Source organism: Pseudomonas sp. MWU12-2345 (assembly GCF_023242385.1).
Taxonomy (GTDB): Bacteria; Pseudomonadota; Gammaproteobacteria; order Pseudomonadales; family Pseudomonadaceae; genus Aquipseudomonas; species Aquipseudomonas gingeri_D.
The window spans coordinates 111,466-134,475 of the sequence record NZ_JALLJA010000003.1 but is presented as its reverse complement, the minus strand read 5'-3'; the positions used below and the strand labels follow the sequence as shown (position 1 = coordinate 134,475).

Sequence of the window (23,010 nt, the reverse complement as noted above, 5' to 3'; positions counted from 1 at the left end):
GCTCAGGATATGCCCGTCACCGCTGGCGGCCGGGCTAACCCGTCTGATCGACCGACAATACGCGTATGCAACTCGGGGTGCATTTCGTAAATCCAGGCACGCAAGAATCCCGCGCGGGGTAGCCCAACGCCTTGATGGTAGCGGCGATGTTGCGACCGTATTCGAGATAGTGCCCGACAGCCTTTTGCCTTTGGGCCAGTGAGTACTTCGACTTCGAGTTCTCGTAGCCACGCGGCAGGTCGAGGCATCGCTCATACTCTGCGTGCCAGCTCTTCAAAGAGTTCTTCGTCGGGTAGCCCAACTGACGAATAGTTGCCCCGGTTCGCTTGCCCAGTTTGATGTAGAGCTTGACCGCTCGGATACGGTCTTCGTATGAATACATGAACTACCTCCAGGTAGTCCAAGATTTCCGCCGCATCCCCCCCAGCCTTTACTGGGTCAGTTTTCGGTCAGCGGCAACAGCAGGGGTTTACATTTCGACGAGATATCGGACGAGCGGTCGAAAAAACTTGTACAAAATCGGTTTCCAAACTATCCGAACTTTTCCGACTTGAAGCGTTGGTTTACATTTTTTTGCAAGTCACGCCGTCATGACGCCAAAAAACCTATAGAGCAAGCCCCTACAAGCCCGAGTTTACGGGCTGGTCACCCGGCCATGGCGATCTGGTCGTTTTTTGGGCTAAGTTTACGCTCATAGGCAAGCAAATTTAACGCCTGCGACTTCACTCCGCCCCCAACGTAGCTGCCGACACATTTTGATGGGCCTCACATCGAGAGCGCTGTCATCCATCAGCGACAACCAAACGGCCCGCGCCTTCACAAACTTCGCAGGTGCGCATCGAGTGGTTCAGAGCAAAAACCATCCAGGCTTTTATCTCCGAGGATGATCCTATCTAGCCTGCGGCTCCGCTTCAAAGTTATAAATATCCAGCAGATCATTCAGAGCACCTACAACCCTCTCCTCCCCCAATCAGTTCAACGTCGGTGTATGACACAGCAACCGCGATCTTCAGCGCATCGAAGCTCAGTGACATCGGGTCGAATGACCAGACTTGGATTCGCGCAACTGATGCGTCCCGGAAGCCAAAACCGGTTACCACTTCTAGGTCAGTATGTATCCGCTTCCAAGTGCTCAGCTCGACGCCATACGTTTTCTGAGTCCAGTCCGCCAACATCGTGTGCTCATCGAGGAAGCTATCCCCAACATGTACAAAGCCATTGGAGTTGAAACCACGAACAGTGTAATCAGCGAGCCTTGGCGACGAGACCAGCGACCGAAGCACCCTCATTGGAGTGCGCCCATCACTCAGCACACTCTCGTCACGAAAGTGCTTCTGAACGCGCTCAAGCAAATCCGGCTCATCTGCCATCACTAATTTTGTAAAATCCGACACAACAGCCTACCTACCAAGATCACTACTTTGTGTTCAAAACAGCCGATCATGTTGATCAGCATCGCGGACGGGCTTCAACACAATAGATCCATCGATCAGCTCGATACTTAGCCGATCACCAATGGCAACATTCATGGCCGCTAAAACCTCATGGGGGAGATCGATTATGACGTCCCCGCTGCCATCTCCTGGGTCTTGGCATTTGACAGTGAAGCTTTCTGACTGACTCATGTAGGTTCGCCCTCTTGGTCCCCATGGGCAGCTTTCGACCAGTAGAACAATCCCGGCGATTTACGCCGGGGATCCGTCACCAGAAGCTTGCGGCCGGGTCTGAGAGGTGACTCCTTTTGCGACCATGGCAATGCATTTTTTCTTCCGTCGTTCGCCTATAATTAAGGCCACTCCTAAAGGAACCAGCACAAGCCCTATCACTACCACAATAGCAGGGATTCCGGACAGCATAATGAAATATCCAAGAGTCTCCAGCCCCCAAATACAATTATTGTGTTCTGCCTGGGTATTAAAATTCTTCAGTGCATAACAAACAAGGTGCCCCTTCTTCACCGTTCCTGCAACGCGTACTGTGTCCCCGTCAGCCAAACTGACCGCATCACTTGTAAGAAACTCCACCGGTCGACCGTTCACTCGAAACGCATAAACGTTCCCAGAACTCATTGAACCGCTAGTTTTACCGGTGATAGCCGACGTTTGGATACTCCCATGAACCTTTGTACCGCGACTTACATGCGATACAACACCCTCAAGCATCTCAATTTTCGAAGCCATGGAAGCATCTCCGTAATAATTCAAATCATCACAAATGACTGGACAGCCACATAAAGCTAACTCGAACTCTATTTCGTAACTACACCATTTATGATTTTGCAGAACTCTCCCTGCGCGCCGCTATCGGGAGCGTAAATCCCTACTGCGGCCACGAAAACCAATGTCACCCTTGTACCTGATGGTAATGCCTCGACAATGGCATTCAACGGTGCCCTTTTGTTGCTGTAGTTGACGTCCTGGTACGCTGATATAAGCCCTCTTCGCGAGTCTGAAGATTCAACGTGAAATCCTTCTTCCAACATAATGGCCGACAGCCGCTTGAATGCTAGATCAGGAGTAACACCAGGCAGCATCGAAGATGTCGTAAGTTTTTTACCAGTAACGATGCTACCTTCCGTGTTGAAATTAGCTTCGCACTCACTTGATGAATGCAAAGCCGCGCATCCACTAAGTAGCGCGACGCTCGCTATCAGCGCAAACTGATGAATCATGATATCTTCCTGTTACTCAGACTTGACGCAAGGACGCGCCGCAACGGTCGGAGTTAATTCACAATGCCTTGGATAGCAGAACCGAACCGCTCGCAGTGTCAACCACGTCTACTCGTTGCGGAGCGACTAGCACATAGCGCTTGGGGCCGAAATGGTCAGTAATGGTTTCACGCTCGATACTTTTTACGTAACCGTAAACCACAATATTTGACGTAGGGCGAGCAGCCTCAATTTTACGGGCCTGAGCTTCGTCAGGTACATCAAAAAAAACTTTTGAACCACCAGTGAGACCTATCTTGTAGTCTGTCGGACCTGGATTATAGTAACAGCGGGTTGGGCTGGCACGCTTGAAGCTAGCCTCATTTCGCATTTCTTCTTTACTATATTCAAGCTTATCGGAGAACATACAGCTAGACACTTTGAACCCTTTGGATGCAAAGTCATATGCAGCTAGATGATCCGGAATGACAGCTTTAACTAATCTATTCGCTCCAGACTTTCCGGCCTCATTTTTTACAATGGCAAAAATCTTATCGCTTAAATCTTTTTTCCGGAATGCATCTTGGGCCGTTAGAATCTCGTACCCGTATTTGTAGAGATCCGGATTTTCTGTACGTACCTGAATCGCATTTTTTACAGAATCAACGACATCATCCTGCGTTTCGTCCCACGTATGCTGTGTAGTATAAATCCGCAAGGCCGTCATAGGATTCAGCATGTCTTGGTATTTTGAAACATCCGTCAATTCAAGAGCTGGCAGTTCGATGCTCCTCGGCTGATTGAGTACTGCGAACTTTTTCTCCGCTTCACTCTGTTTCGGAGGCTGGATCTCAGCTTTTTTCTCTACTTTTTTTGCATCGGCATCACTATCTGAGCATGCAACAAGAAATGTACTGCATAGCCCAACGATCATCCCTACCGCAAAGTACTTCGGCGAAATGCTTTTTTTAGCATTCATACCACAATCCTTTTTATCCAATAATAACTTCACAAGCAGTCGTTACGTCAGCGACACATACAGCATTCGCGAAACCTTATTAATATCCGACAAACCAGCAGATACTAAAAATTTATCTGCGGCAGACAAATTCAAACCCTTCACGAGGTCAAACCGCTATTCTTCCTCATATAAAAGTCGCTCTTCGTCATGACCTTCTACCGTCGGGTGCGAATATTCCAGGGTGTGGTTGTGCATTTCGTACCGGTGATGAGTATCTCCACCAACAACAAAACTCCACACGCGCCGGATAGGAAGCAACCGGTAAATGTACGGAATATTTTTGCTACCTTGCATTCGCTGAACACTAACAATCGGCCTACGACTACTCGGCTTTTCAGCGAGGAATGCATCGAAATCAGAATGGTCTGTGAAGAAGACCCACTTCATTCGAAACCCATCTATCGAAGGGATTCCGTAGCAGACATGGAGCCAGGGAAAAGCCTCGTCATGGCCAACGATCTCATGCCTGGTTACCTCCGAATCTGATGCAAAAACATCGGTTGAGTCCACTGACCCGCTTGTTGCAAACATCCGTCCCCCTTCCCTACGCCAATAAGCCCACCCCCCAAATCAGGGCACCGTTTCGGCACAACACCAGGCTGACTACCGAAAATAAATCTCAAGAACCGGAAGTATGCTTCCTGTTTGGAAGATTCTGCAAGCGTTCCAATGCCCGTTTTGGGCAGAAAAATGGAACTCAACCAGGCATTCGGTCGCGTTTTCGCACGTCTACGCACGCGGAACGGCTTGACTCAAGAAGATTTCCATCCGGCAGCTACGGACAGATATGTGCGAATGCTCGAAAAAGGTAAGGCATCACCGACGATTTCGATGTTTTGTGAGCTATCAAGCGTGTTGGATGTAAGCCCGGCAGTGCTGCTGGCCCTCACAACAGCAGAAGCTGCGGGACTCACTGAAGAAGATGGCCTCCAAGCGCTCCAAGCAGCGCTAGATGACACCAAGCGCGTTGCGTAGCGGCCCACCTGAATGCTCCTCGTACCGCTGCCTCACAGCACTGCCTCTCGTTGTTCTCCCCTCACCATCACGCTTCATAGCTCCGCTCAAGGCTCGTGCCGGGATTGAGCGCTATTGCGGGCGTCTGGCCGTTACTTGAGTGCCACTTCTGAGCGCGATTTTGGCTAGAATCGATCAGGGTAAGCAGAGGGCCAAGGCTATGACTGACAGTATGGATAACGGCGTAACCGAGGGATCTGGGCTAAAGCCGAGCTTCGAGGAGTTGGTCCAGTTGAAGGCTCAGAAACACGCTGAGGCTAGCGAGAGCAGAAGCGCATGGATGGCTCGCTGGCGAGCAGCATCTCTGGATGAGAGAAATGTGGCTGAAGAGCGGTTTCAGCAGGCTTTTAGCAAAATCGCATCTCAGTTTGGCCGTAGCCGACGCCTCGTTCTTTCCGATGCCCAGGCCTCAGATGACTAAACGTGCAAGCTCCGTTCAGCTCATCGGTGGCTTATCAATCAGTGTCGTACGGCCAACACCTATCAGCGAGATTTGGTGGGTTTCCAACTGCGGTGCTTGGTAAATAATGGCGCGAACAAAAAGCTCAAGAGCAGCTCTGCTGTAACTCCTGGAGTTAGCCAGCCATATTCTTTGACTGTCGGATTTGACAGCAATTCAATGTCACCACCTCGCAACGTAATTGCAGCTGCTATGAGAATTGGTGCCAAAAAGACCGTAGCTTTCAATGAGGCTTGCGCCCCTACCGCTATGCATTTAAGAAGAAATAGCTTCGGGACCCAATACTTCTGAGAGCGTGACAATGGCAGGTGTGGCTCAAGCACTCGCGATCCGATTAACGCGAGCAATACGAGCCAGAGAAAGTAGATTGAGATCATTGTGCGTACCCAGAGGAGGCTCGGGTTGAAGTGTACAATACTGCGATACTTCCTGGGGTCTGTACGAGAACAAATGTCGCAAGCACCTCATAGCGCAGGCGAGTGGTGGAGCGTTCTTTCCGACCTCACCAGACGAAGCTCAGCGCATGACTCTCATCAAAATCAACGAGCGGTTCGATGCCAACTGTAGCGTCGGCTTCGCCTCCGAAGACTTCTTCGACTGGATGCGAATTCGCAAGCAACCCTAATCACAGCGTTTGAGTACCGCACAGCACGGAGGCTTCACGCGTCCGAGGTGCACCAGCGGTATTGAGTTAAATCAACAGAAGGCACTGCATCGATGGCAAGGATGATTCCTGACCACAGTCCTTGCGACACCGACAGCAAGGGCGAACGAGATCTTTACACCGTCTTCAAGGCGGAGCTACCGGACGACTATGTCGTCATCCATAGTCTTCCATGGCTCTGCTCCGCCGTTCGCAAGGTTGACCCGAAAGCCAAGCTAACCGGAGAGATCGATTTTCTAATCATCCATCCGGAAAAAGGGCTGCTGTACTTGGGCAGTGGCTTGGGCCTGACCGTCGTCAGGTTTATCCGAGACCGTAGCTGAGCCTATCAAGCGTCAACCAAAGCTGCGGGGCGGGTCAGAGACCTTAAGGGACTCCGCAATCACATGGGCATCTGTGATTAGAGAAGCAATGCGCCGGAGAGTAGCGAGAGGTAGACCACGTCAAGCTTTGCGTCTACGTCCGGCCAGACGGGATCTCGCTTGAATGTGCAGGAGGATATAATGGAAATCTTGCCCACTTCACTTAAAAATCTCAGGACGTCTTGTAGGCACTCACCTCTAAAAATGAACATATCTGTACCATTTACTTTATTATTATTTGGTAATGATAACAAAAAAATTGCCAAAACACTTTGAAATTATTGAGAAAGAAAAGCAGTTTTCTTGTATATTCTTTCTGTTAGAAGTGAAAAGCCACCTTATATCCTCAAAAAAACACAATATTTATTGGTATTGATTGGCATCAAGCCTACAACCAACTCCACTCCCCATCGTGAATTTTCTCACTTAGACAATAAAAATTCCCGCAAAAACCCTGGAAAATTACGAAAGATATTGGATTTTTCGTTGTAGAAGGATAGGTTAAGCATTAATAAAGATAGTATTAAGTTTCCATTGACGATATTGGGTGTTATTTGGGGTAAAAACCAAAACGCCCGCATCGAGTCCGGTCGCCTGAGCCTGTCCCCCGAGCGGGTAAACCTCGGCGAACTGGTGGAATCGGTGGTCCGGGTCTTCGATGGCCTGGCACGGCAGAAACAGCTGGACCTGGTGGTGCAGCTGCCTGAACGCCAGGACATCGGCGACATCCTGATCGATCCCCTGCGCTTCAAGCAGATCCTGTCCAACCTGATCAGCAATGCCATCAAGTTCACCGAACAGGGCCAGGTCACCATCTCGTTGCAGATGCAGCCCACCGCGGTGGCGCAACGGACGAACATGACCCTGACCGTCCAGGACAGCGGCATCGGCATCAGCGCCGCCGATCAGGCCCGGCTGTTCGAGCCCTTTGTACAGGCCGACAACTCCGGCCACCTGGCCCGTAGCGGCGCCGGCCTGGGCCTGGTGATCTGCCGCAGCCTGTGCGAAATGATGGGTGGCACCCTGAGCCTGTCCAGCGTGCCGGGCGAAGGCACCCGAGTGGTGGTGGCCCTGGAACTGGACTGCCTCGAAGCCACTCAAGGCACCGCCCGGCGCGATCCGGAACTGACCCCGGCGCTGCAGGCGCTGAATGTCCTGGTAGTGGACGACCACCCGGCCAACCGCCTGTTGATGTGTCAGCAACTGGGCTTTCTCGGCCACTCGTTCAGCACCGCACAGAATGGTGCAACCGGTTTGCAGGCCTGGAAAGACGGGCATTTCGACCTGGTGATCGTCGACTGCAACATGCCCGTCCTGAACGGCTACGAGATGACCCGCCGCCTGCGCGAACATGAAGCCCGCCATGACCTCCCGGCCTGCACGGTGTTCGGTTTCACCGCCAACGCCCAGCCCGAGGAACGCACCCGCTGCAAGGAAGCCGGCATGAACGACTGCCTGTTCAAGCCCATCAGCCTGACCACCCTCAACCAGAAACTCGCCGACGTCACGCCGCGCCCGCGTCCGAGCCAGGCCGCCTTCAGCCTCGACGGCCTGCACGCCCTGACCGGGGGCGAGCCGCTGCTGATGCGTCGCTTGATCGACGAGCTGCTGAGCAGTTGCCAGGCGGACCGCGAGGAACTGCTCGGACTGCCCATCAGCGGTGACCTGGTCCCCCTCATCGACATGGCCCACAAGATCAAGGGCGCGGCGCGGATCGCCCAGGCCAACGCGTTGGTGGAACACTGCGAAATCCTGGAAAAACAATGCCAGGAGGACGCTCCGAGGCCGCAGATCGAAAGCGCCCGGCAGGCGCTTGTGCAGGCCTTGCTCGAACTCGAAACGGCCTTGCGCGAGCACACCGGCACGCCGCCTGAAAAAATGCCCGGCCAGGAGCACACCTGACAGCGGACATTGGCTATCCTTGGGCGCTGAGCACGGCCCCATCACCCAGGGAGATCAGCGATGCCCCGTCCCATGCAACGCGAAAGACGCCGGCTGGCGCTGCACGTGCACATCAGTATCCTGTTCACCTGCCTGCTGCTGCTGACCGGCACCCTGCTGGGGCTGTTCAACTACCGGCAAACCACGCAGATCATTCTCGCCAGCAGCGAAAAAATCTTCGGCAGGGTCCGCGACGATGTACAGTTGGATCTGCTGCACACCTACCAGCCGATTCGTCATCTGCTGAGCCTGCTGGCCATCGACGATCGCACCCAGGCCCTTACGCTTGGGCAACGGCTGGCACTGCTCAAGCCCTTCACCCAGGCCCTGAACGACAACCCGAACCTGGCATCGCTGTACCTCGGTTACGCCGATGGCGACTTCTTCATGGTCCGGCCGCTGCGCGACAGCGCCCTGCGCGCCTATTTCAAGGCACCGGAGAACGCCGCCTTCCAGGTCTGGAGTATCGAGCGCGACCCCGGCGTCGCGGGGGTCAAGTCCGAATCATTGTTCTACGACGCGGCCCTGCAACTGATCAGCCGCCAGGACAATCACCGCGAAGCCTACGATCCCCGCGTACGCTCCTGGTTCAACAGCGCCCTGAAGGACAGCGACCAGATCACCACCGCGCCCTACCTGTTTTTCTCCACCCACAATGTCGGCACCACCCTCGCCCGGCGCGGCAGCGCCAACGTGGTGATCGCCGCCGACCTGACCCTGGCGGATCTTTCCGCGACCCTGGACAAACACAAGGTCACGCCTTCGACCGAAATCGTCCTGTTCGATGAACACGACAATGCCGTGGCCTATCCCGACTACGCCCGGCTGATCGGCCACAGCAGCGACGCACGGTTGCCCCGGGTCCAGGACCTGAGCCCGATCCTGCAACGCTTCATGGAACCGGGCAGCAGCACCGAGCACCACCTGGACAGCGCGCAACGGCAATGGATAGTCGCCCGTACGCAACTCGCCGAAGGCGGGCCCAAGGGCCTGCAACTGGCCCTGCTGGTTCCGGAAGACGAACTCTTGGCGGACGCCTACCGGATCCGCTGGCAAGGCGCGCTGATCACCCTGGCCACCCTGCTGCTGTGCCTGCCCCTGGGCTGGCTGACGTCCAGGCTGCTGGTCAAGCCGCTGCACGCCCTGGTACAGGAGGCCGATGCGATTCGCAGCTTCAACTTCAACCACCCGGCGACACCGCGCTCGCCGGTGCTGGAAGTCGACCGGCTGGCGACCTCGATGATCCGAATGAAGCAGACCCTGGCGAGCTTCTTCGAAATCGCCTCCAGCCTCTCGGCGCAAACCCGCTTCGATCCCCTGCTGCAACGGGTGCTCGAGGAAACGCTGAAAATCGCCCAGGCCCGCGCCGGGCTGATCTACCTGCTGGACAGCGACAGCCGCCAGCTGGAAGCCCATGCCCTGATCATCGATGGTGTCCAGCAGGATCCCCGGCACTTCGATATCCGCGGTGCAGCCGAGGCTGACGAACAGCGCCCGGACTGGCTCAAGGCACTGGACCGGCAGGACAACGTGGTCGCCACCCTCGGCTTCGAGCAGGCGGCCGACTTGCAAAAGGTCATGCTCGCCCTGGAGAGCCCGCGGATTCACCTGATCGGCATCCGCTTGCACAACCGCCATGGCGAAACCGTCGGCGTCCTCGCCCTGCTGCTGCCCGACAGCGGCACCGAAACCGATATGGAGAACCTGCAGCCGGACCGCATCGCCTTTATCAGCGCCATTTCCGGCACCGCGGCCGCCTGCATCGAAAGCCAGCGCCTGCAAGCCCGGCAGAAACAACTGCTGGACGCGTTCATCCAGTTATTGGCCGGCGCCATCGATGCCAAGAGTCCTTACACCGGCGGCCACTGCCAACGGGTGCCGGTGCTGACGCTGATGATCGCCGAGGCCGCCGCAGCCAGCCAGACACCGGCGTTCAAAGGCTACCAACCCAGCGAAGACGAATGGGAGGCGCTGCATGTCGCTGCCTGGCTGCATGACTGCGGCAAGGTCACCACTCCCGAATACGTGGTCGACAAGGCCACCAAGCTGGAAACCCTGTACGACCGCATTCACGAAATACGCACCCGCTTCGAAGTGCTCAAGCGCGATGCCTGGGTCGACTATTGGCAAGGCCGGGCGCTGGGTGGCGACGAAGCCGACTTGGGCCGGGCGCGCGACGCCAGCCTGACGGCCCTGGACGAGGACTTCGCCTTTGTCGCCCACTGCAACCTGGGCGGCGAGGCCATGGCCGAAGCCGACCTGGAACACCTGCAGCGGATTGCCCAACGCACCTGGACCCGCACGCTGGACGATCGTCTCGGGGTGTCCTGGGAAGAAAAGCTCCGCCAGGAACGCAGCCCCGCCGCGCCCCTGCCGGCCACCGAAGCGCTGCTGGCGGACAAGCCCGAGCATCTGTTCGAACGCAACGAGGCCGAACTGATCCCCGCCGACAATCGCTGGGGCTTTCAGCTCGACGTGCCGCCCTACAAGTTCAATCGGGGGGAGTTGTACAACCTGAGCATTACCCGCGGCACGCTGACCCGCGAAGAGCGCTACATCATCAACCATCACATGGTGCAGACCATCCTGATGCTCGATCAACTGCCGTTTCCCGGGCACCTGACCGCCGTGCCGGAGATAGCCGGCGGCCACCACGAGAAAATGGACGGCACCGGTTACCCCAAGCGCCTGAAGCGCGAACAGATGAGCCTGCCGGCGCGGATGATGGCGATTGCCGATATCTTCGAGGCGCTGACCGCCGCCGATCGCCCGTACAAAAAGGGCAAGACCCTGAGCGAAGCGCTGGGCATCATGGCCGGCATGTGCCGCGACGCCCATATCGACCCGCAATTGTTCGAGCTGTTTATCCGTGAGGAAATCTACCTGGCGTACGCCCGGCAACACGTCCTGCCCCAGCAGATCGACACGGTGGATGCCGAGTCGCTGCTGGAAAAGGCCGGTCTGGGCACCTGAGTCGCCTCAGCAGTCGGTCAGGCGCAGGAAGATCGCTGCCAGGTGTTCGATCCCGGCCTGGTCTTCGAGGGTGAAGCGGGCCAGGCTCGGGCTGTCCAGGTCGAGCACGCCGATCAGGCGGCCGTCCTTGACCAGTGGCACCACCAGCTCGCTGTTCGAGGCGCTGTCGCAGGCGATATGCCCGGCAAACGCATGCACGTCTTCGACCCGCTGGGTTTCCCGGGTGGCCGCGGCGGTGCCGCAGACGCCCCGGCCGAAGGGGATGCGCACGCAGGCGATCTGCCCCTGGAACGGCCCAAGGACCAGTTCCTCATGGCGATTGAGGTAGAAACCGGCCCAATTCAGGTCATCCAGCTGATTGAACAGGAAGGCCGAGAACTGCGCGGCATTGGCGATGAAATCCCGCTCGTCCGCCAGCAACGATTCCAGCTGTGCGTGCAACAGACCATAGCCCTCGAGGCCGGCCCCGGTGTTCTGCAAATCGATCATGGTGCCTGCTCCAACAACTTCAAACCCACCCAATAACGCGCAAACTGATAGGCGCAGCGACCGTTGCGATTGCCGCGTCCGGTGGCCCAGCGCACCGCCTGGATATCCAGCGCCTCGTCGCGCTGCCAGGCCAGGCCGGCCTTGAGCGCCAACTCGCCGATCCAGTGTTCGACAACGCTGAGGAAGTGCTCCTGGGTAAAGGGATAGAACGACAGCCACAGGCCGAAACGATCGGACAGGGCAATCTTGTCCTCCACCGCTTCGCTGGGGTGCAGCTCGCCGTCGACGCGCTTCCAGTTTTCGTTGTCGCTCTCTTTCTCGGGCACCAGGTGCCGGCGGTTCGAGGTGGCGTAGAGCAGGACATTGTCCGGGGCCTGTTCAAGGGAACCGTCGAGCACACTCTTGAGCACCCGGTAATCGCCTTCACCGGCCTCGAAGGACAGGTCATCGCAGAACAGCACGAAACGCTGGGGCAGCTTTTGCAACTGCTCCACCACCCGCGGCAGATCGGCCAGGTGATCGCGCTCGATCTCGATCAGGCGCAAACCGGCCTTGGCATGTTCGGCGAGCAAGGCGCGCACCAACGAGGACTTGCCGGTGCCGCGCGAACCCCAGAGCAAGGCATGGTTGGCGGGCAGGCCGTCGATGAACTGGCGGGTGTTGCGCGCCAGTTGCTCGCGCTGCTTGTCGACACCGATCAGGTCGGACAAGCGCATGTCCAGGCTGACCTCCAGCGGCAACAGATAACCGCTGCGCCCTTCGCGCTGCCAGCGGGCCGCCAGGCAGCCGTTCCAGTCGATGGCCTGGCGCGGTGCCGGCAACAACGGTTCGAGACGGGCGAGCACCGCATCGGCACGCTCAAGAAAGGCATTCAATCGAGAATCCACGACGTTTCCTCAGGCAAGTTCATACGATGATGTCGCGTTGGCGCCGCCGGGCGCCGGCAAGCTCTGGCAGACTGCACACCGCGCGTATCGAATCCCCCACTGCCGGTGCACGCATCGAATCAGCTATGCTTGCCGGGCTAAGGGAAAGGAAAGTGGTACACCACCCCATGGATATAAAGTTCACCCACCGCTTGTCCTACAAACAAGCCCGGTTGACGGTGCTGGTCGGCTTCATTCTGGGAACACTGCTCAGTCTGCTGCAAATCGGCATCGATTATGCCAGCGAAAGCGCCTCGATCAACCGTGAAATCCTTTCCCTGCTGGAAATCAGCCACAACCCGGCATCGAGGATCGCCTACAACATCGACGCCGAACTGGCGCAGGAACTGGCCCTTGGCCTGCTGCACTCGCCGGCGGTGCTGCGCGCGCAGTTGATCGACAACAACAATATGGTCCTGGCCAGCGTCGAGCGACCGCGCCAGGAAGGCAGCTATCGGATGATCAGCGATTGGCTGTTCGGCTCTGATCGCACCTTCGAAGACCGGCTTTATCTCAGCCATCTGCCAGACGAATCCCTGGGCACCCTGCACCTTGATATCGACACCTACACCTTCGGTATCCGCTTCCTGCATCGGGCCGAGATCACCCTGCTCAACGGTTTTGTCCGCAGCCTGATCCTCACCATCATCCTTCTCGTGCTGTTCTATACGATGCTGACCAAACCCCTGGTGCGGGTGATCGAGGCGCTCAGCAGCAGCACCCCGGGCCAGTCGAAACAGGCGCGCCTGGCCTTTCCCCCCGGCCATGAACACGATGAAATCGGCGTACTGGTCAAGGTCGCCAACCAGCAATTCGAAAACATGGGCACCGAGATCCAGCAGCGGCGCAGCGCCGAAAACCGCCTGACCGACTACCTCGGCCAGTTGGAGAATATCGTCTCGGCGCGCACCACCGAACTCAAGGCCAGCAACGCGCGCCTGAGCCAATCCAACGAGGAACTGGAAGTGGCGCGCCGCACGGCCCTGGACATGGCCCAGGCCCGTTCGGCATTCCTGGCCAACATGAGCCATGAAATCCGCACACCCCTGAACGGCCTGCTGGGCATGATCGCGCTGTCCCTGGACAGCCAACTGAACGCCGAGCAACGCCAGCAATTGTCGATTGCCCACGACTCCGGCAAGGTCCTGGTGGAGTTGCTCAACGATATCCTCGACCTGTCGAAATTCGACGCCGGCCAGTTGGAGCTGGAACGCATCCCCTTCGACCTCGGCGCCCTGGTCGAGGACACCGCCAACCTGCTCTCGCAAAACGCCGCCCCCAGCGTCGAACTGGCCTGCCTGATCGACCCGCAATTCCCGGCCCTGGTGCTGGGCGACCCGACGCGGGTGCGGCAGATCGTCAGCAACCTGTTGTCCAACGCGTTGAAGTTCACCCGCTTCGGCCGCGTCGATGTGCGCCTGAGTGCTCGCGACAACGGCGTGCGCATCGAAGTCTGCGACACCGGCATCGGCATCGCCCAGGAGGCCCAGGCCAAGATCTTCCAGCCCTTCACCCAGGCCGGCGCCGGCATTACCCGCCAGTACGGCGGCACCGGCCTGGGGCTGACCCTGACCTACAACCTGTGCGAGGCCATGAAAGGCAGCCTGACGATCAATTCCGAAGTCGGTTTCGGCAGCCAGTTCTGTGCCGAACTGCCCTTGCCCGGGCACACGCCGGCCGCGACACCGCGACGCCTCACCGGTAAGGTCATCGCCGTGACGTCGAGCACCAGCGGCCTGAGCGAATTGCTCAGCCACCAATTGCCGGTCTGGGGCCTGGACTACCAGCGCTACGGGCTGGACGACAGCCTGGCGGGGGTCAGCCCCGACCTGTTGATCACCGACTGCCCGGAATGCCTGTTCGGCCTGCGGCCGGCGATCAGCGCGCCGATCCTGCTGGTCACCGCCTATGGCAACTTCATGCCCACCGAACAGGCCAACGCCCTCACCCCGCTGCAGCAACAGGCCCGGCCGCTGGCGCGCAACGCGCTGTACCAGACACTGGCGCGCATCCTGCTGCCCGATGACCCGGCCGAGCTGAACGTGCAGCCGCGGGACAACCAGCCGCTACGCCGGGCCCGGATCCTGTTGGTGGAGGACAATCCGGTCAATCAGCTGGTGGCCAAGGGCATGCTCGGCAAGCTCGGCTGCGAAGTAACGGTGGCCGCCCATGGCGGCGAGGCGCTGAGCCAACTGGAGCAGCAGGTGTTCGACCTGGTGCTGATGGATTGCAATATGCCCGTCATGGACGGCTACGAAGCCAGTCGGCAGATTCGCCGCAGCGGGCGCTGGCCGAACCTGCCGATCGTGGCGCTGACGGCCAACGCCATGCCCGAGGAACGTGAACGCTGCCGGGCCGCGGGCATGAGCGACTACCTGGCCAAGCCCTTCCGCCGAGAAGAGCTGATCGCCCTGCTCGAACAGTGGGTACCGGCTACAGCGGCATGAGTTGGGTCAGTAACTGGTCGAGACCGTCGCGCAGTTCATCCAGCCGGGTCAGATCGAGACCACTGTCGCAAAGCAGACGTGCCTTGATCGGCAGCACCTGCGCGCGTAGAGCCACTCCGGCGGGACTCAGGCTCAGGTGCACTTCACGCTCGTCGAGGGCTGAACGCCGGCGCTGCACCAAGGCCATCTGCTCAAGGCGCTTGAGCAGTGGCGTCAGCGTCCCCGAGTCCAGCAGCAGGCGCTCACCGAGGGCCTTGACCGTCGGTTGCGCCGGTGCGCCGTCATGCCACTCCCACAGCACCAGCATCGCCAGGTACTGCGGATAGGTCAGGCCCAACTGTTCCAGCATCGGCTTGTAGCCTCGAATCACTGCCCGTGAAGCGGCGTAGAGCTTGAAGCAGAGCTGGGAGTCAAGGCTCAGCGAATCGCTGGACAGGTCGTTCATTTAAGCAGGGCTTCGATCTCGCGGGTAAGGTTCTCGGGCTTGGTGGTGGGCGCGAAACGCTTCACCAGACGGCCGTCCTTGCCGATCAGGAACTTGGTGAAGTTCCACTTGATGCCCTGGGACCAGAGCAACCCCGGCGCGCGTTTCTTCAACTGGACGAACAGCGGGTGGGCGCCGTCGCCGTTGACGTCGATCTTCTTGAACAGCGGGAAACTGACGCCGTAGTTCAGCTCGCAGAACTCGGAAATCGCCCCTTCGTTACCCGGCTCCTGCTTGCCGAACTGGTTGCAGGGGAAACCGAGGACGACCAGCCCCTGGTCCTTGTAGGACTGCCAGAGTTGCTCAAGCCCTTTGTACTGAGGGGTAAAACCGCATTTGCTGGCGGTGTTGACCACCAGGATCGCCTTGCCGGCGAAGTCGCCCAGGGTCTTTTGCTCACCCTTGATGGTGGTGCAAGGGATGTTCAGCAGGTTATCGCTCATGACAGTTCCTCCAATGAATGCCGAACAAGATAGCGAGCAATTGAATTGCACACAATTTAATAACCGGGGTGGATGGAGCTTTATAAGCCACGACCACACAGACTCCCTCGCCGGGCTTGGCGCGGGCCCTGAATTCCGGGACACCGCGCAAGAACCGGACTCAGCCCCGCGGCACCAGATCCAGGCACACGGAGTTGATGCAGTAGCGCAAACCGGTCGGCGGCGGGCCGTCGGGAAACACATGGCCCAGGTGTGCGTCGCATTTGGCGCAGACCACTTCGGTGCGGATCATGCCGTGGCTGATATCGCGGATCTCGACCATCGCGCTGTCGCCGATGGGCTGGTAGAAGCTCGGCCAGCCGCAGCCGGAGTCGAACTTGGCGCGGGAATCGAACAGCGGCTCATTGCAGCAGATGCAGTGATAGACCCCATCGGTCCTGGTGCCGTTGTATTTGCCGGAAAACGGCCGCTCCGTGCCTTTGAGCCGGCACACGTTGTACTGCTCCGGGTCGAGCATGGCGCGCCATTCGTCCAGGGTTTTTTCCAACTTTTCCATCGTCACACCTCGGCGGCTGAAAAACCCCGATCTGTATCTTTTCCACGGATCGGGTGGCACGTATGATTGCGCCTCGTCAAACGCCAGTCTGGCACCCGCGTCCGACGCATTCAAACGGATTTTCCAAGCCGGCGGCCGGGGACCATGGGACGAGATGAAAACGCAGTATTGCCATAGCGGCCTCGACGAGACCGCCTGGATCGTCCATTTTCAGGATTACATCGCCATGCAGGTCAGCAAATCGAACAAGCTCGCCAACGTCTGCTACGACATTCGCGGCCCAGTGCTCAAGCACGCCAAACGCCTGGAAGAGGAAGGCCATCGCATCCTCAAGCTGAACATCGGCAACCCGGCGCCCTTCGGTTTCGAAGCCCCGGACGAAATCCTCCTGGACGTGATCCGCAACCTGCCGACCGCACAGGGCTACAGTGACTCCAAGGGGTTGTACAGCGCCCGCAAGGCGGTCATGCAGTACTACCAGCAGAAGCAGGTCGAAGGTGTCGGCATCGAAGACATCTACCTGGGCAATGGCGTGTCCGAACTGATCGTGATGTCCATGCAGGCCCTGCTCAACAATGGCGACGAAGTACTGATCCCGGCACCGGACTACCCGCTGTGGACCGCCGCCGTGAGCCTGGCCGGCGGCAACCCGGTGCACTACATGTGCGACGAACAGGCCAACTGGTGGCCGGACCTGGCCGATATCAAGGCCAAGATCACCCCCAATACCAAGGCCCTGGTGATCATCAACCCGAACAATCCGACGGGCGCGGTGTATTCCAAGGAGGTGCTGCTGGGCATGCTCGAACTGGCCCGCCAGCACAACCTCGTGGTTTTTTCCGACGAGATCTACGACAAGATCCTCTACGACGATGCCGTACACGTCTGCACCGCATCCCTGGCGCCGGACCTGCTGTGCCTGACCTTCAACGGCCTGTCCAAGTCCTACCGGGTCGCGGGTTTCCGCTCCGGCTGGGTGGCGATCTCCGGTCCCAAGCACAATGCCCAGAGCTATATCGAAGGCATCGACATCCTGGCCAACATGCGCCTGTGCGCCAACGTGCCGAGCCAGCACGCGATCCAGACCGCCCTCGGCGGCTACCAGAGCATCAACGACCTGGTGCTGCCGGCCGGTCGCCTGCTGGAACAACGCAACCGCACCTGGGAACTGCTCAACGACATTCCCGGCGTCAGCTGCGTGAAACCCATGGGCGCGCTCTACGCCTTCCCGCGGATCGACCCGAAAGTCTGCCCGATTCTCAACGACGAGAAGTTCGTCCTCGACCTGCTGATCTCGGAAAAGCTGCTGGTGGTCCAGGGCACCGCGTTCAACTGGCCATGGCCCGATCACTTCCGCGTGGTCACCCTGCCACGGGTGGATGACCTGGAACAGGCCATCGGGCGCATCGGTTCGTTCCTGAAAACCTACCGCCAGTAATTTCCTACACCTTCCTGCGACTCATCCGAGAGTCGCAGGAAAGCGCTTTGCCCCCATTTCTTTTTGTATGTCTTTGCGTCAGCATGCCGCCGGCCAGGGAACCTCTCTCATTGCCAGCACATCCCCCGGTTTCAACGGGGCGTGCGGCGTTGCAACGCCTCGAAAACCCAAGCCCTCCATTAGGAAATGACTGGCAAGCGGCTAGAATCAAGCTGTAGGACACAGTTTGAAATAGTCACCCGGTTGAATAGGTCGCAGCTGCACCTTATATACCCCGCATGACGCTACATCTTTAGCTGAGGAGAAACTTTCAACCATGATGCGCATCCTGCTGTTCTTGGCCACTAACCTGGCGGTCGTGCTGATTGCCAGCATCACCCTGAGCCTTTTCGGCTTCAACGGGTTCATGGCGGCCAACGGGGTTGATCTCAACCTCAATCAGCTGCTGGTCTTCTGTGCGGTCTTTGGTTTCGCCGGTTCGCTGTTCTCGTTGTTCATCTCCAAGTGGATGGCGAAGATGAGCACCGGCACCCAGCTCATCACCCAGCCTCGTACCCGCCATGAGCAGTGGCTGCTGCAAACCGTCGAGCAACTGTCCCGCGACGCCGGGATCAAGATGCCCGAGGTGGGTATCTTCCCGGCCTACGAGGCAAACGCCTTCGCCACCGGCTGGAACAAGAACGACGCGCTGGTCGCGGTCAGCCAGGGCCTGCTGGAACGCTTCTCGCCCGATGAAGTGAAGGCCGTGCTGGCCCACGAGATCGGCCACGTGGCCAATGGCGACATGGTCACCCTGGCGCTGATACAGGGCGTGGTGAACACCTTCGTGATGTTCTTTGCGCGGATCATCGGCAACTTCGTCGACAAGGTCATCTTCAAGAACGAAGAGGGCCAGGGTATCGCCTACTATGTGGCGACCATCTTCGCCGAACTGGTCCTGGGTTTCCTGGCCAGCGCCATCGTCATGTGGTTCTCGCGCAAGCGTGAATTCCGCGCCGACGAAGCCGGTGCCAGCCTGGCCGGTACCGCCGCGATGATCGGCGCCCTGCAACGCCTGCGCTCCGAACAGGGCCTGCCGGTGCACATGCCGGATACCCTGAACGCCTTCGGTATCAACGGCGGCCTGAAACAGGGCTTGGCGAAGATGTTCATGAGCCACCCGCCGCTGGAAGAGCGTATCGAAGCCCTGCGTCGTCGCGGCTGATCAGACCTCACAGGCACAACGCAAAGGGCGACGAAAGTCGCCCTTTTGCATTTCCCGCCCCTGATTACAAAACCTTCTCCAGCCGGTAAACCCGCTCATCAAGCCGGGTCACACCAGCTTGGAGAAACTTCCAGCTCTCGCCAAGCACATCCTGTTCATCCTCCACCTGAAGCTGCCACTGCGGCTCCAGCAAGCGCCGGACCTCGCCATCGAGCAAGGCGAACGGCGGCCCGTCGAGCTGGGTCTGATCGTAGTCGAGGGTGATCAACAAGCCCTGGGTGCCCGCCGCCAGTATCCCGCTCAAATGCGCCGCATAACGCTCGCGCATTGGCGGTGGCAAGGCGATCAGCGCCGCCCGGTCATACAGCCCCACACAGTCGGCCACGTCGGCGGCCGTCAAGGCGAAGAAGTCTCCACACCAGAGTTCCAGCGGACCCGCCTCATAGACCATGAACTCACCCTGCCGGCGTATCAGCGGCTTGAGCTGCTGCTCGGCAAAAAAAGCCTCCACGGCCTTCTCCGACAACTCCACCCCCAAGACGCGCAGGCCCTGGGCCGCCAACCAGGCCAGATCGAGGCTCTTGCCACACAAGGGCACCAGCACCCGCGCCTCTATCGGCAGCGCCAGGTCGGGCCAGAAGCGCTGTAGATGGAGGTTGACCTGCTCCAGGTGAAAGCCGATCTGATTGTGTTCCCAACGCTTGTGCCAAAATTCCGGTTGCATAGGCTCACCCTGAAAATTCGATCAAAAAGCACTAAAACTTATATTAGATTTAGATCAATGATCTGATTGAAGATGGCGTCATCTTAAACTTGACGCTCAGGACTTTCATTATGCTCCCCAGCCTGTTCATCTCCCACGGTTCACCCATGCTGGCCCTGGACCCCGGCGCCAGCGGCCCGGCCCTGGCCCGCCTGGCGGCCGAGCTGCCGCGACCGAAGGCCATCGTCATCGTCTCGGCCCACTGGGAAAGCCAGGACCTGCGGGTCAGCAGCAATCCGCAGCCGGAAACCTGGCACGACTTCGGTGGTTTTCCACGGGAACTGTTCGCCGTGCAGTACCCGGCACCCGGCGAACCGCAGTTGGCCGCCGAGATTGTCGCCCTGCTCAACGCCGATGGCCTGGCCGCCCGCCTCGATGACCAGCGCCCATTCGACCATGGGGTCTGGGTGCCCCTGTCGCTGATGTACCCGCAAGCCGATATCCCGGTGGTCCAGGTGTCCTTGCCAAGCCGCATGGGCCCTGCCTTGCAAACCCGTATCGGGCATGCCCTCAGCGGCCTGCGGGCCCAGGGCATCCTGCTGATCGGCTCCGGCAGCATTACCCATAACCTCGGAGAACTGGACTGGCATGCCGGCCCCGACAGCATCGAGCCGTGGGCCAAGGCCTTCCGCGACTGGATGGTCGACAAACTCGCTGCCGATGACGAAGCCGCCCTGCACGACTACCGCAAACAGGCGCCCTACGCCGTGCGCAGCCACCCCAGTGACGAGCACCTGCTGCCGTTGTATTTCGCCCGTGGCGCCGGTGGCCAGATGAGCATCGCCCACAAGGGGTTCACCATGGGCGCGCTGGGCATGGACATCTATCGCTTCGCCTGACCCCCACCAATCCCCTGTAGGAGCGAGCTTGCTCGCGATAATGGCTCAGGCACCGCGGGGTATCAGATGCCCCGCGTTATCGTTGACGCCCATCGCGAGCAAGCTCGCTCCTACAGCAGGCAAAAAAAATCCCCGAACCAGTCGGGGATTTTTTTATCGATCAATCAACCCGGGGGTTGATCAATCTTCGCGGTAGCGACGCAGCTTGAGCTGCTTGCCAGCCACACGGGTGTCCTTCAGCTTGGTCAGCAGACGCTCCAGACCATCTTCCGGCAGTTCCACCAGGCTGAAGCTGTCACGCACCTGGATGCGACCGATCGCTTCACGGGCCAGGCCACCTTCGTTGAGGATGGCACCCAGCAGGTTCTTGGCGGCGATACCGTCACGCGCACCCAGCGCGGTACGGCAGCGGGCACGGCCTTCGGCCAATGGCACCGGGGCACGACGCTCACGATCGCTACGCTCGGGACGGTCACCGGAACGCTCCGGACGATCGCCACGTGGCGCGTTGTTCGGCACCAGCGGACGCTCTTTCTCGATCGCCGCCAGGGTCAGCGCCTGGCCATTGGTGGCCTTGCGCAGCAGGGCCGCGGCCAGGGCACGCGGGCTGCAACCGATATCGGCGGTCAGGCGATCCAGCAGTTCGCCGTGGGTCGATTCAGCATCGGCTACCAGTGGCGACAGGCTGTTGGTCAGTTTCTTGATGCGCGCATCGAGAACGGCCTGGGCATCCGGCAGGCGGACTTCGGCAACTTTCTGACCGGTTACACGCTCGATCACTTGCAGCATGCGGCGCTCACGTGGAGTCACCAGCAACAGCGCACGACCTTCGCGACCGGCACGGCCGGTACGGCCGATACGGTGAACGTAGGACTCAGGATCGTACGGCATGTCGACGTTGAATACGTGAGTGATACGCGGAACGTCCAGGCCACGAGCAGCAACGTCGGTCGCCACAACGATGTCCAGACGGCCATCCTTGAGGGAGTCGATCACGCGCTCACGCTGGTTCTGGGCGATGTCACCGTTCAGCGCAGCGGCTTTGTAGCCTTTGGCTTCCAGGGCACTGGCCAGGTCCAGGGTCGCTTGCTTGGTGCGCACGAACATGATCAGGGCGTCGAAATCCTCGACTTCCAGCAGGCTCAGCACAGCCGAGGTCTTCTGGTCGGCGTGAACCAACAGGTGAGCCTGTTCGATCGCGGTCACGGTCTGGGTCTTGGTCTGGATCTTGACGTGTTGCGGATCGCGCAGGTGGCGTTCGGCAATGGCGCGGATCGACTGCGGCAGGGTCGCCGAGAACAAAACGGTCTGGCGGGTTGCCGGCAAGGCCTTGAAGATGACTTCCAGGTCGTCCATGAAGCCGAGCTTGAGCATTTCGTCCGCTTCATCGAGAACCAGGTGGTTCACGGTGGCCAGGACTTTTTCGTCACGACGCAGGTGGTCGCACAGACGGCCCGGAGTGGCGACAACAATCTGTGCGCCATTACGGATTGCTTTCAGTTGTGGGCCCATGGGCGCGCCGCCGTAAACGGCCACAACGGTAACGCCCGGCATTTGCTTGGCGTAGGTTTCGAAAGCGGTTGCTACTTGCAACGCCAACTCACGGGTTGGCGCCAGGATCAGGGCTTGCGGTTCGCGCTTAGCAGGATCGATGCGATGCAGGATCGGCAGGGCGAACGCAGCGGTTTTACCCGTACCGGTTTGCGCCTGGCCAATCATGTCGTGGCCGGCCATGATGATCGGGATCGATTGCTGCTGGATAGCCGAAGGCTCTTCGTAGCCAGTCGCGGTGACGGCTGCAAGAATATTCGGATTAAGATTAAAAGCGGCGAAGCCGCCGATTTCCTGGGTCATGGGTCTGCCTCTAAGTGCATCCGCAAAGACCCATGCTCCAAAGCTGCGCATGCCTTGTAAGACTCTGAGAGTCACCCTGGCAGCTTTGTCGGCGGGGATTTGCGAAAACGATTGAATGAAAGAATCGTCAAGGATAGTCCGCATGGCGGACAGCAGCCGAAGCTGACTTCGGGGAATTGCATTACCTAAACGCGGCCCGGTTAAAGGCCGGCGCGCACTATACCGGAATTGGCGAAAAAAGGGAGATTTATTTATCTCGAAATATCGCTGTACGCCTCTCTATGGCGGGCTTTGCGGATAATCGAGGGAAGGTTTGCCTCTGGCTCACCTTGCCGGGCGGGCCTGGCGACTTAAACGGTTCACTCGTCGGGAATATGTCCGCCAGGATTGCTCAAGCGTTCGGCGATCTCCAGAACACGGCAAAACCTGTAGGAGCCGGGCTTGCCCGCGAAGGCGTCCTTGAGGGCGCCAAAAGCTTCGCG

Annotated in this window: 20 protein-coding genes and 1 pseudogene; 8 read left to right on the top strand and 13 right to left on the bottom strand. The window is 58.8% G+C overall.

Annotated elements, in window-relative coordinates; translation table 11 throughout:
* Nucleotides 1–17: 17 nt before the first annotated feature.
* The 6 genes and pseudogenes from M5C71_RS09085 to M5C71_RS09060 form a co-directional block, all read right to left on the bottom strand.
* Nucleotides 18–382: pseudogene (locus tag M5C71_RS09085) on the bottom strand (IS3 family transposase); the annotation flags it as partial.
* A gap of 553 nt (nt 383–935) precedes the next feature.
* Nucleotides 936–1,394: a hypothetical protein gene (locus tag M5C71_RS09080; RefSeq protein WP_248767659.1), complete on the bottom strand. Its 459-nt coding sequence runs from the start codon at nt 1,392–1,394 to the stop codon at nt 936–938.
* A gap of 33 nt (nt 1,395–1,427) precedes the next feature.
* Nucleotides 1,428–1,625, bottom strand: coding sequence for an AbrB/MazE/SpoVT family DNA-binding domain-containing protein (locus M5C71_RS09075; RefSeq protein ID WP_191487073.1), 198 nt, complete (start codon nt 1,623–1,625; stop codon nt 1,428–1,430).
* A gap of 60 nt (nt 1,626–1,685) precedes the next feature.
* Nucleotides 1,686–2,180, bottom strand: coding sequence for a hypothetical protein (locus M5C71_RS09070; protein ID WP_248767658.1), 495 nt, complete (start codon nt 2,178–2,180; stop codon nt 1,686–1,688).
* Nucleotides 2,181–2,248: 68 nt separating this feature from the next.
* Nucleotides 2,249–2,671, bottom strand: coding sequence for a hypothetical protein (locus M5C71_RS09065; protein WP_248767657.1), 423 nt, complete (start codon nt 2,669–2,671; stop codon nt 2,249–2,251).
* Nucleotides 2,672–2,729: 58 nt separating this feature from the next.
* Nucleotides 2,730–3,629 carry a hypothetical protein gene (locus M5C71_RS09060; RefSeq protein WP_248767656.1) on the bottom strand — a complete coding sequence of 300 codons (900 nt, stop codon included), beginning with the start codon at nt 3,627–3,629 and terminating at the stop codon, nt 2,730–2,732.
* A gap of 732 nt (nt 3,630–4,361) precedes the next feature.
* Between M5C71_RS09060 and M5C71_RS09055 the strand changes: the two genes are divergently transcribed.
* From M5C71_RS09055 to M5C71_RS09040, 4 genes are all read left to right on the top strand, one after another.
* Entirely contained in the window at nt 4,362–4,646 is a 285-nt protein-coding gene (locus tag M5C71_RS09055; protein ID WP_248767655.1) for a helix-turn-helix transcriptional regulator, read from the top strand.
* Nucleotides 4,647–5,862: 1,216 nt separating this feature from the next.
* Entirely contained in the window at nt 5,863–6,132 is a 270-nt protein-coding gene (locus tag M5C71_RS09050; protein ID WP_248767654.1) for a nuclease-related domain-containing protein, read from the top strand.
* A 582-nt stretch (nt 6,133–6,714) separates the two neighbouring features.
* Nucleotides 6,715–8,073 carry an ATP-binding protein gene (locus M5C71_RS09045; protein ID WP_349294011.1) on the top strand — a complete coding sequence of 453 codons (1,359 nt, stop codon included), beginning with the start codon at nt 6,715–6,717 and terminating at the stop codon, nt 8,071–8,073.
* A 60-nt stretch (nt 8,074–8,133) separates the two neighbouring features.
* On the top strand, nt 8,134–11,085 hold the full coding sequence (locus tag M5C71_RS09040; protein WP_248767653.1) for an HD domain-containing phosphohydrolase: 2,952 nt from the start codon (nt 8,134–8,136) through the stop codon (nt 11,083–11,085).
* 6 nt (nt 11,086–11,091) lie between these two features.
* Here the strand turns inward: M5C71_RS09040 and M5C71_RS09035 are convergent, their stop codons facing one another.
* Nucleotides 11,092–11,574 carry a GAF domain-containing protein gene (locus M5C71_RS09035; RefSeq protein WP_152737012.1) on the bottom strand — a complete coding sequence of 161 codons (483 nt, stop codon included), beginning with the start codon at nt 11,572–11,574 and terminating at the stop codon, nt 11,092–11,094.
* Entirely contained in the window at nt 11,571–12,461 is an 891-nt protein-coding gene (locus M5C71_RS09030; RefSeq protein WP_248745626.1) for an ATP-binding protein, read from the bottom strand. Before M5C71_RS09030 ends, M5C71_RS09035 begins: the two co-directional genes overlap by 4 nt.
* Before the next feature lie 167 nt (nt 12,462–12,628).
* Between M5C71_RS09030 and M5C71_RS09025 the strand changes: the two genes are divergently transcribed.
* On the top strand, nt 12,629–14,947 hold the full coding sequence (locus M5C71_RS09025) for a response regulator (RefSeq protein ID WP_103499307.1): 2,319 nt from the start codon (nt 12,629–12,631) through the stop codon (nt 14,945–14,947).
* On the opposite strand, the gene M5C71_RS09020 is transcribed toward M5C71_RS09025, so the two are convergent.
* The 3 genes from M5C71_RS09020 to msrB form a co-directional block, all read right to left on the bottom strand.
* Nucleotides 14,934–15,392 (bottom strand): MarR family transcriptional regulator, encoded by a 459-nt coding sequence (locus M5C71_RS09020; RefSeq protein WP_152737014.1) that lies wholly within the window; start codon nt 15,390–15,392, stop codon nt 14,934–14,936. The genes M5C71_RS09025 and M5C71_RS09020 overlap by 14 nt on opposite strands.
* The gene (locus M5C71_RS09015; RefSeq protein WP_100940610.1) at nt 15,389–15,874 is read right to left on the bottom strand and encodes a glutathione peroxidase; all 486 of its coding nucleotides are present in this window, start codon (nt 15,872–15,874) and stop codon (nt 15,389–15,391) included. The genes M5C71_RS09020 and M5C71_RS09015 overlap by 4 nt, the downstream gene beginning before the upstream one ends.
* Nucleotides 15,875–16,034: 160 nt before the next feature.
* Nucleotides 16,035–16,430 (bottom strand): peptide-methionine (R)-S-oxide reductase MsrB, encoded by a 396-nt coding sequence (gene msrB, locus M5C71_RS09010; RefSeq protein ID WP_103499305.1) that lies wholly within the window; start codon nt 16,428–16,430, stop codon nt 16,035–16,037.
* Nucleotides 16,431–16,656: 226 nt separating this feature from the next.
* Here msrB and M5C71_RS09005 point away from each other — a divergent pair, with 226 nt between their 5' ends.
* Both M5C71_RS09005 and htpX read left to right on the top strand, forming a co-directional pair.
* Nucleotides 16,657–17,868: a pyridoxal phosphate-dependent aminotransferase gene (locus M5C71_RS09005; RefSeq protein WP_248767754.1), complete on the top strand. Its 1,212-nt coding sequence runs from the start codon at nt 16,657–16,659 to the stop codon at nt 17,866–17,868.
* 316 nt (nt 17,869–18,184) lie between these two features.
* The gene (gene htpX, locus M5C71_RS09000) at nt 18,185–19,072 is read left to right on the top strand and encodes a protease HtpX (protein WP_103499304.1); all 888 of its coding nucleotides are present in this window, start codon (nt 18,185–18,187) and stop codon (nt 19,070–19,072) included.
* Nucleotides 19,073–19,136: 64 nt separating this feature from the next.
* On the opposite strand, the gene M5C71_RS08995 is transcribed toward htpX, so the two are convergent.
* On the bottom strand, nt 19,137–19,796 hold the full coding sequence (locus M5C71_RS08995) for a thiopurine S-methyltransferase (RefSeq protein ID WP_248767652.1): 660 nt from the start codon (nt 19,794–19,796) through the stop codon (nt 19,137–19,139).
* A gap of 110 nt (nt 19,797–19,906) precedes the next feature.
* On the opposite strand from M5C71_RS08995, the gene M5C71_RS08990 reads away from it, so the two are divergent.
* Nucleotides 19,907–20,674, top strand: coding sequence for a class III extradiol ring-cleavage dioxygenase (locus M5C71_RS08990; RefSeq protein WP_103499845.1), 768 nt, complete (start codon nt 19,907–19,909; stop codon nt 20,672–20,674).
* A 180-nt stretch (nt 20,675–20,854) separates the two neighbouring features.
* Here M5C71_RS08990 and M5C71_RS08985 read toward each other — a convergent pair whose 3' ends face one another.
* Entirely contained in the window at nt 20,855–22,528 is a 1,674-nt protein-coding gene (locus tag M5C71_RS08985) for a DEAD/DEAH box helicase (protein ID WP_103499836.1), read from the bottom strand.
* Between the last annotated feature and the right edge of the window lie 482 nt (nt 22,529–23,010).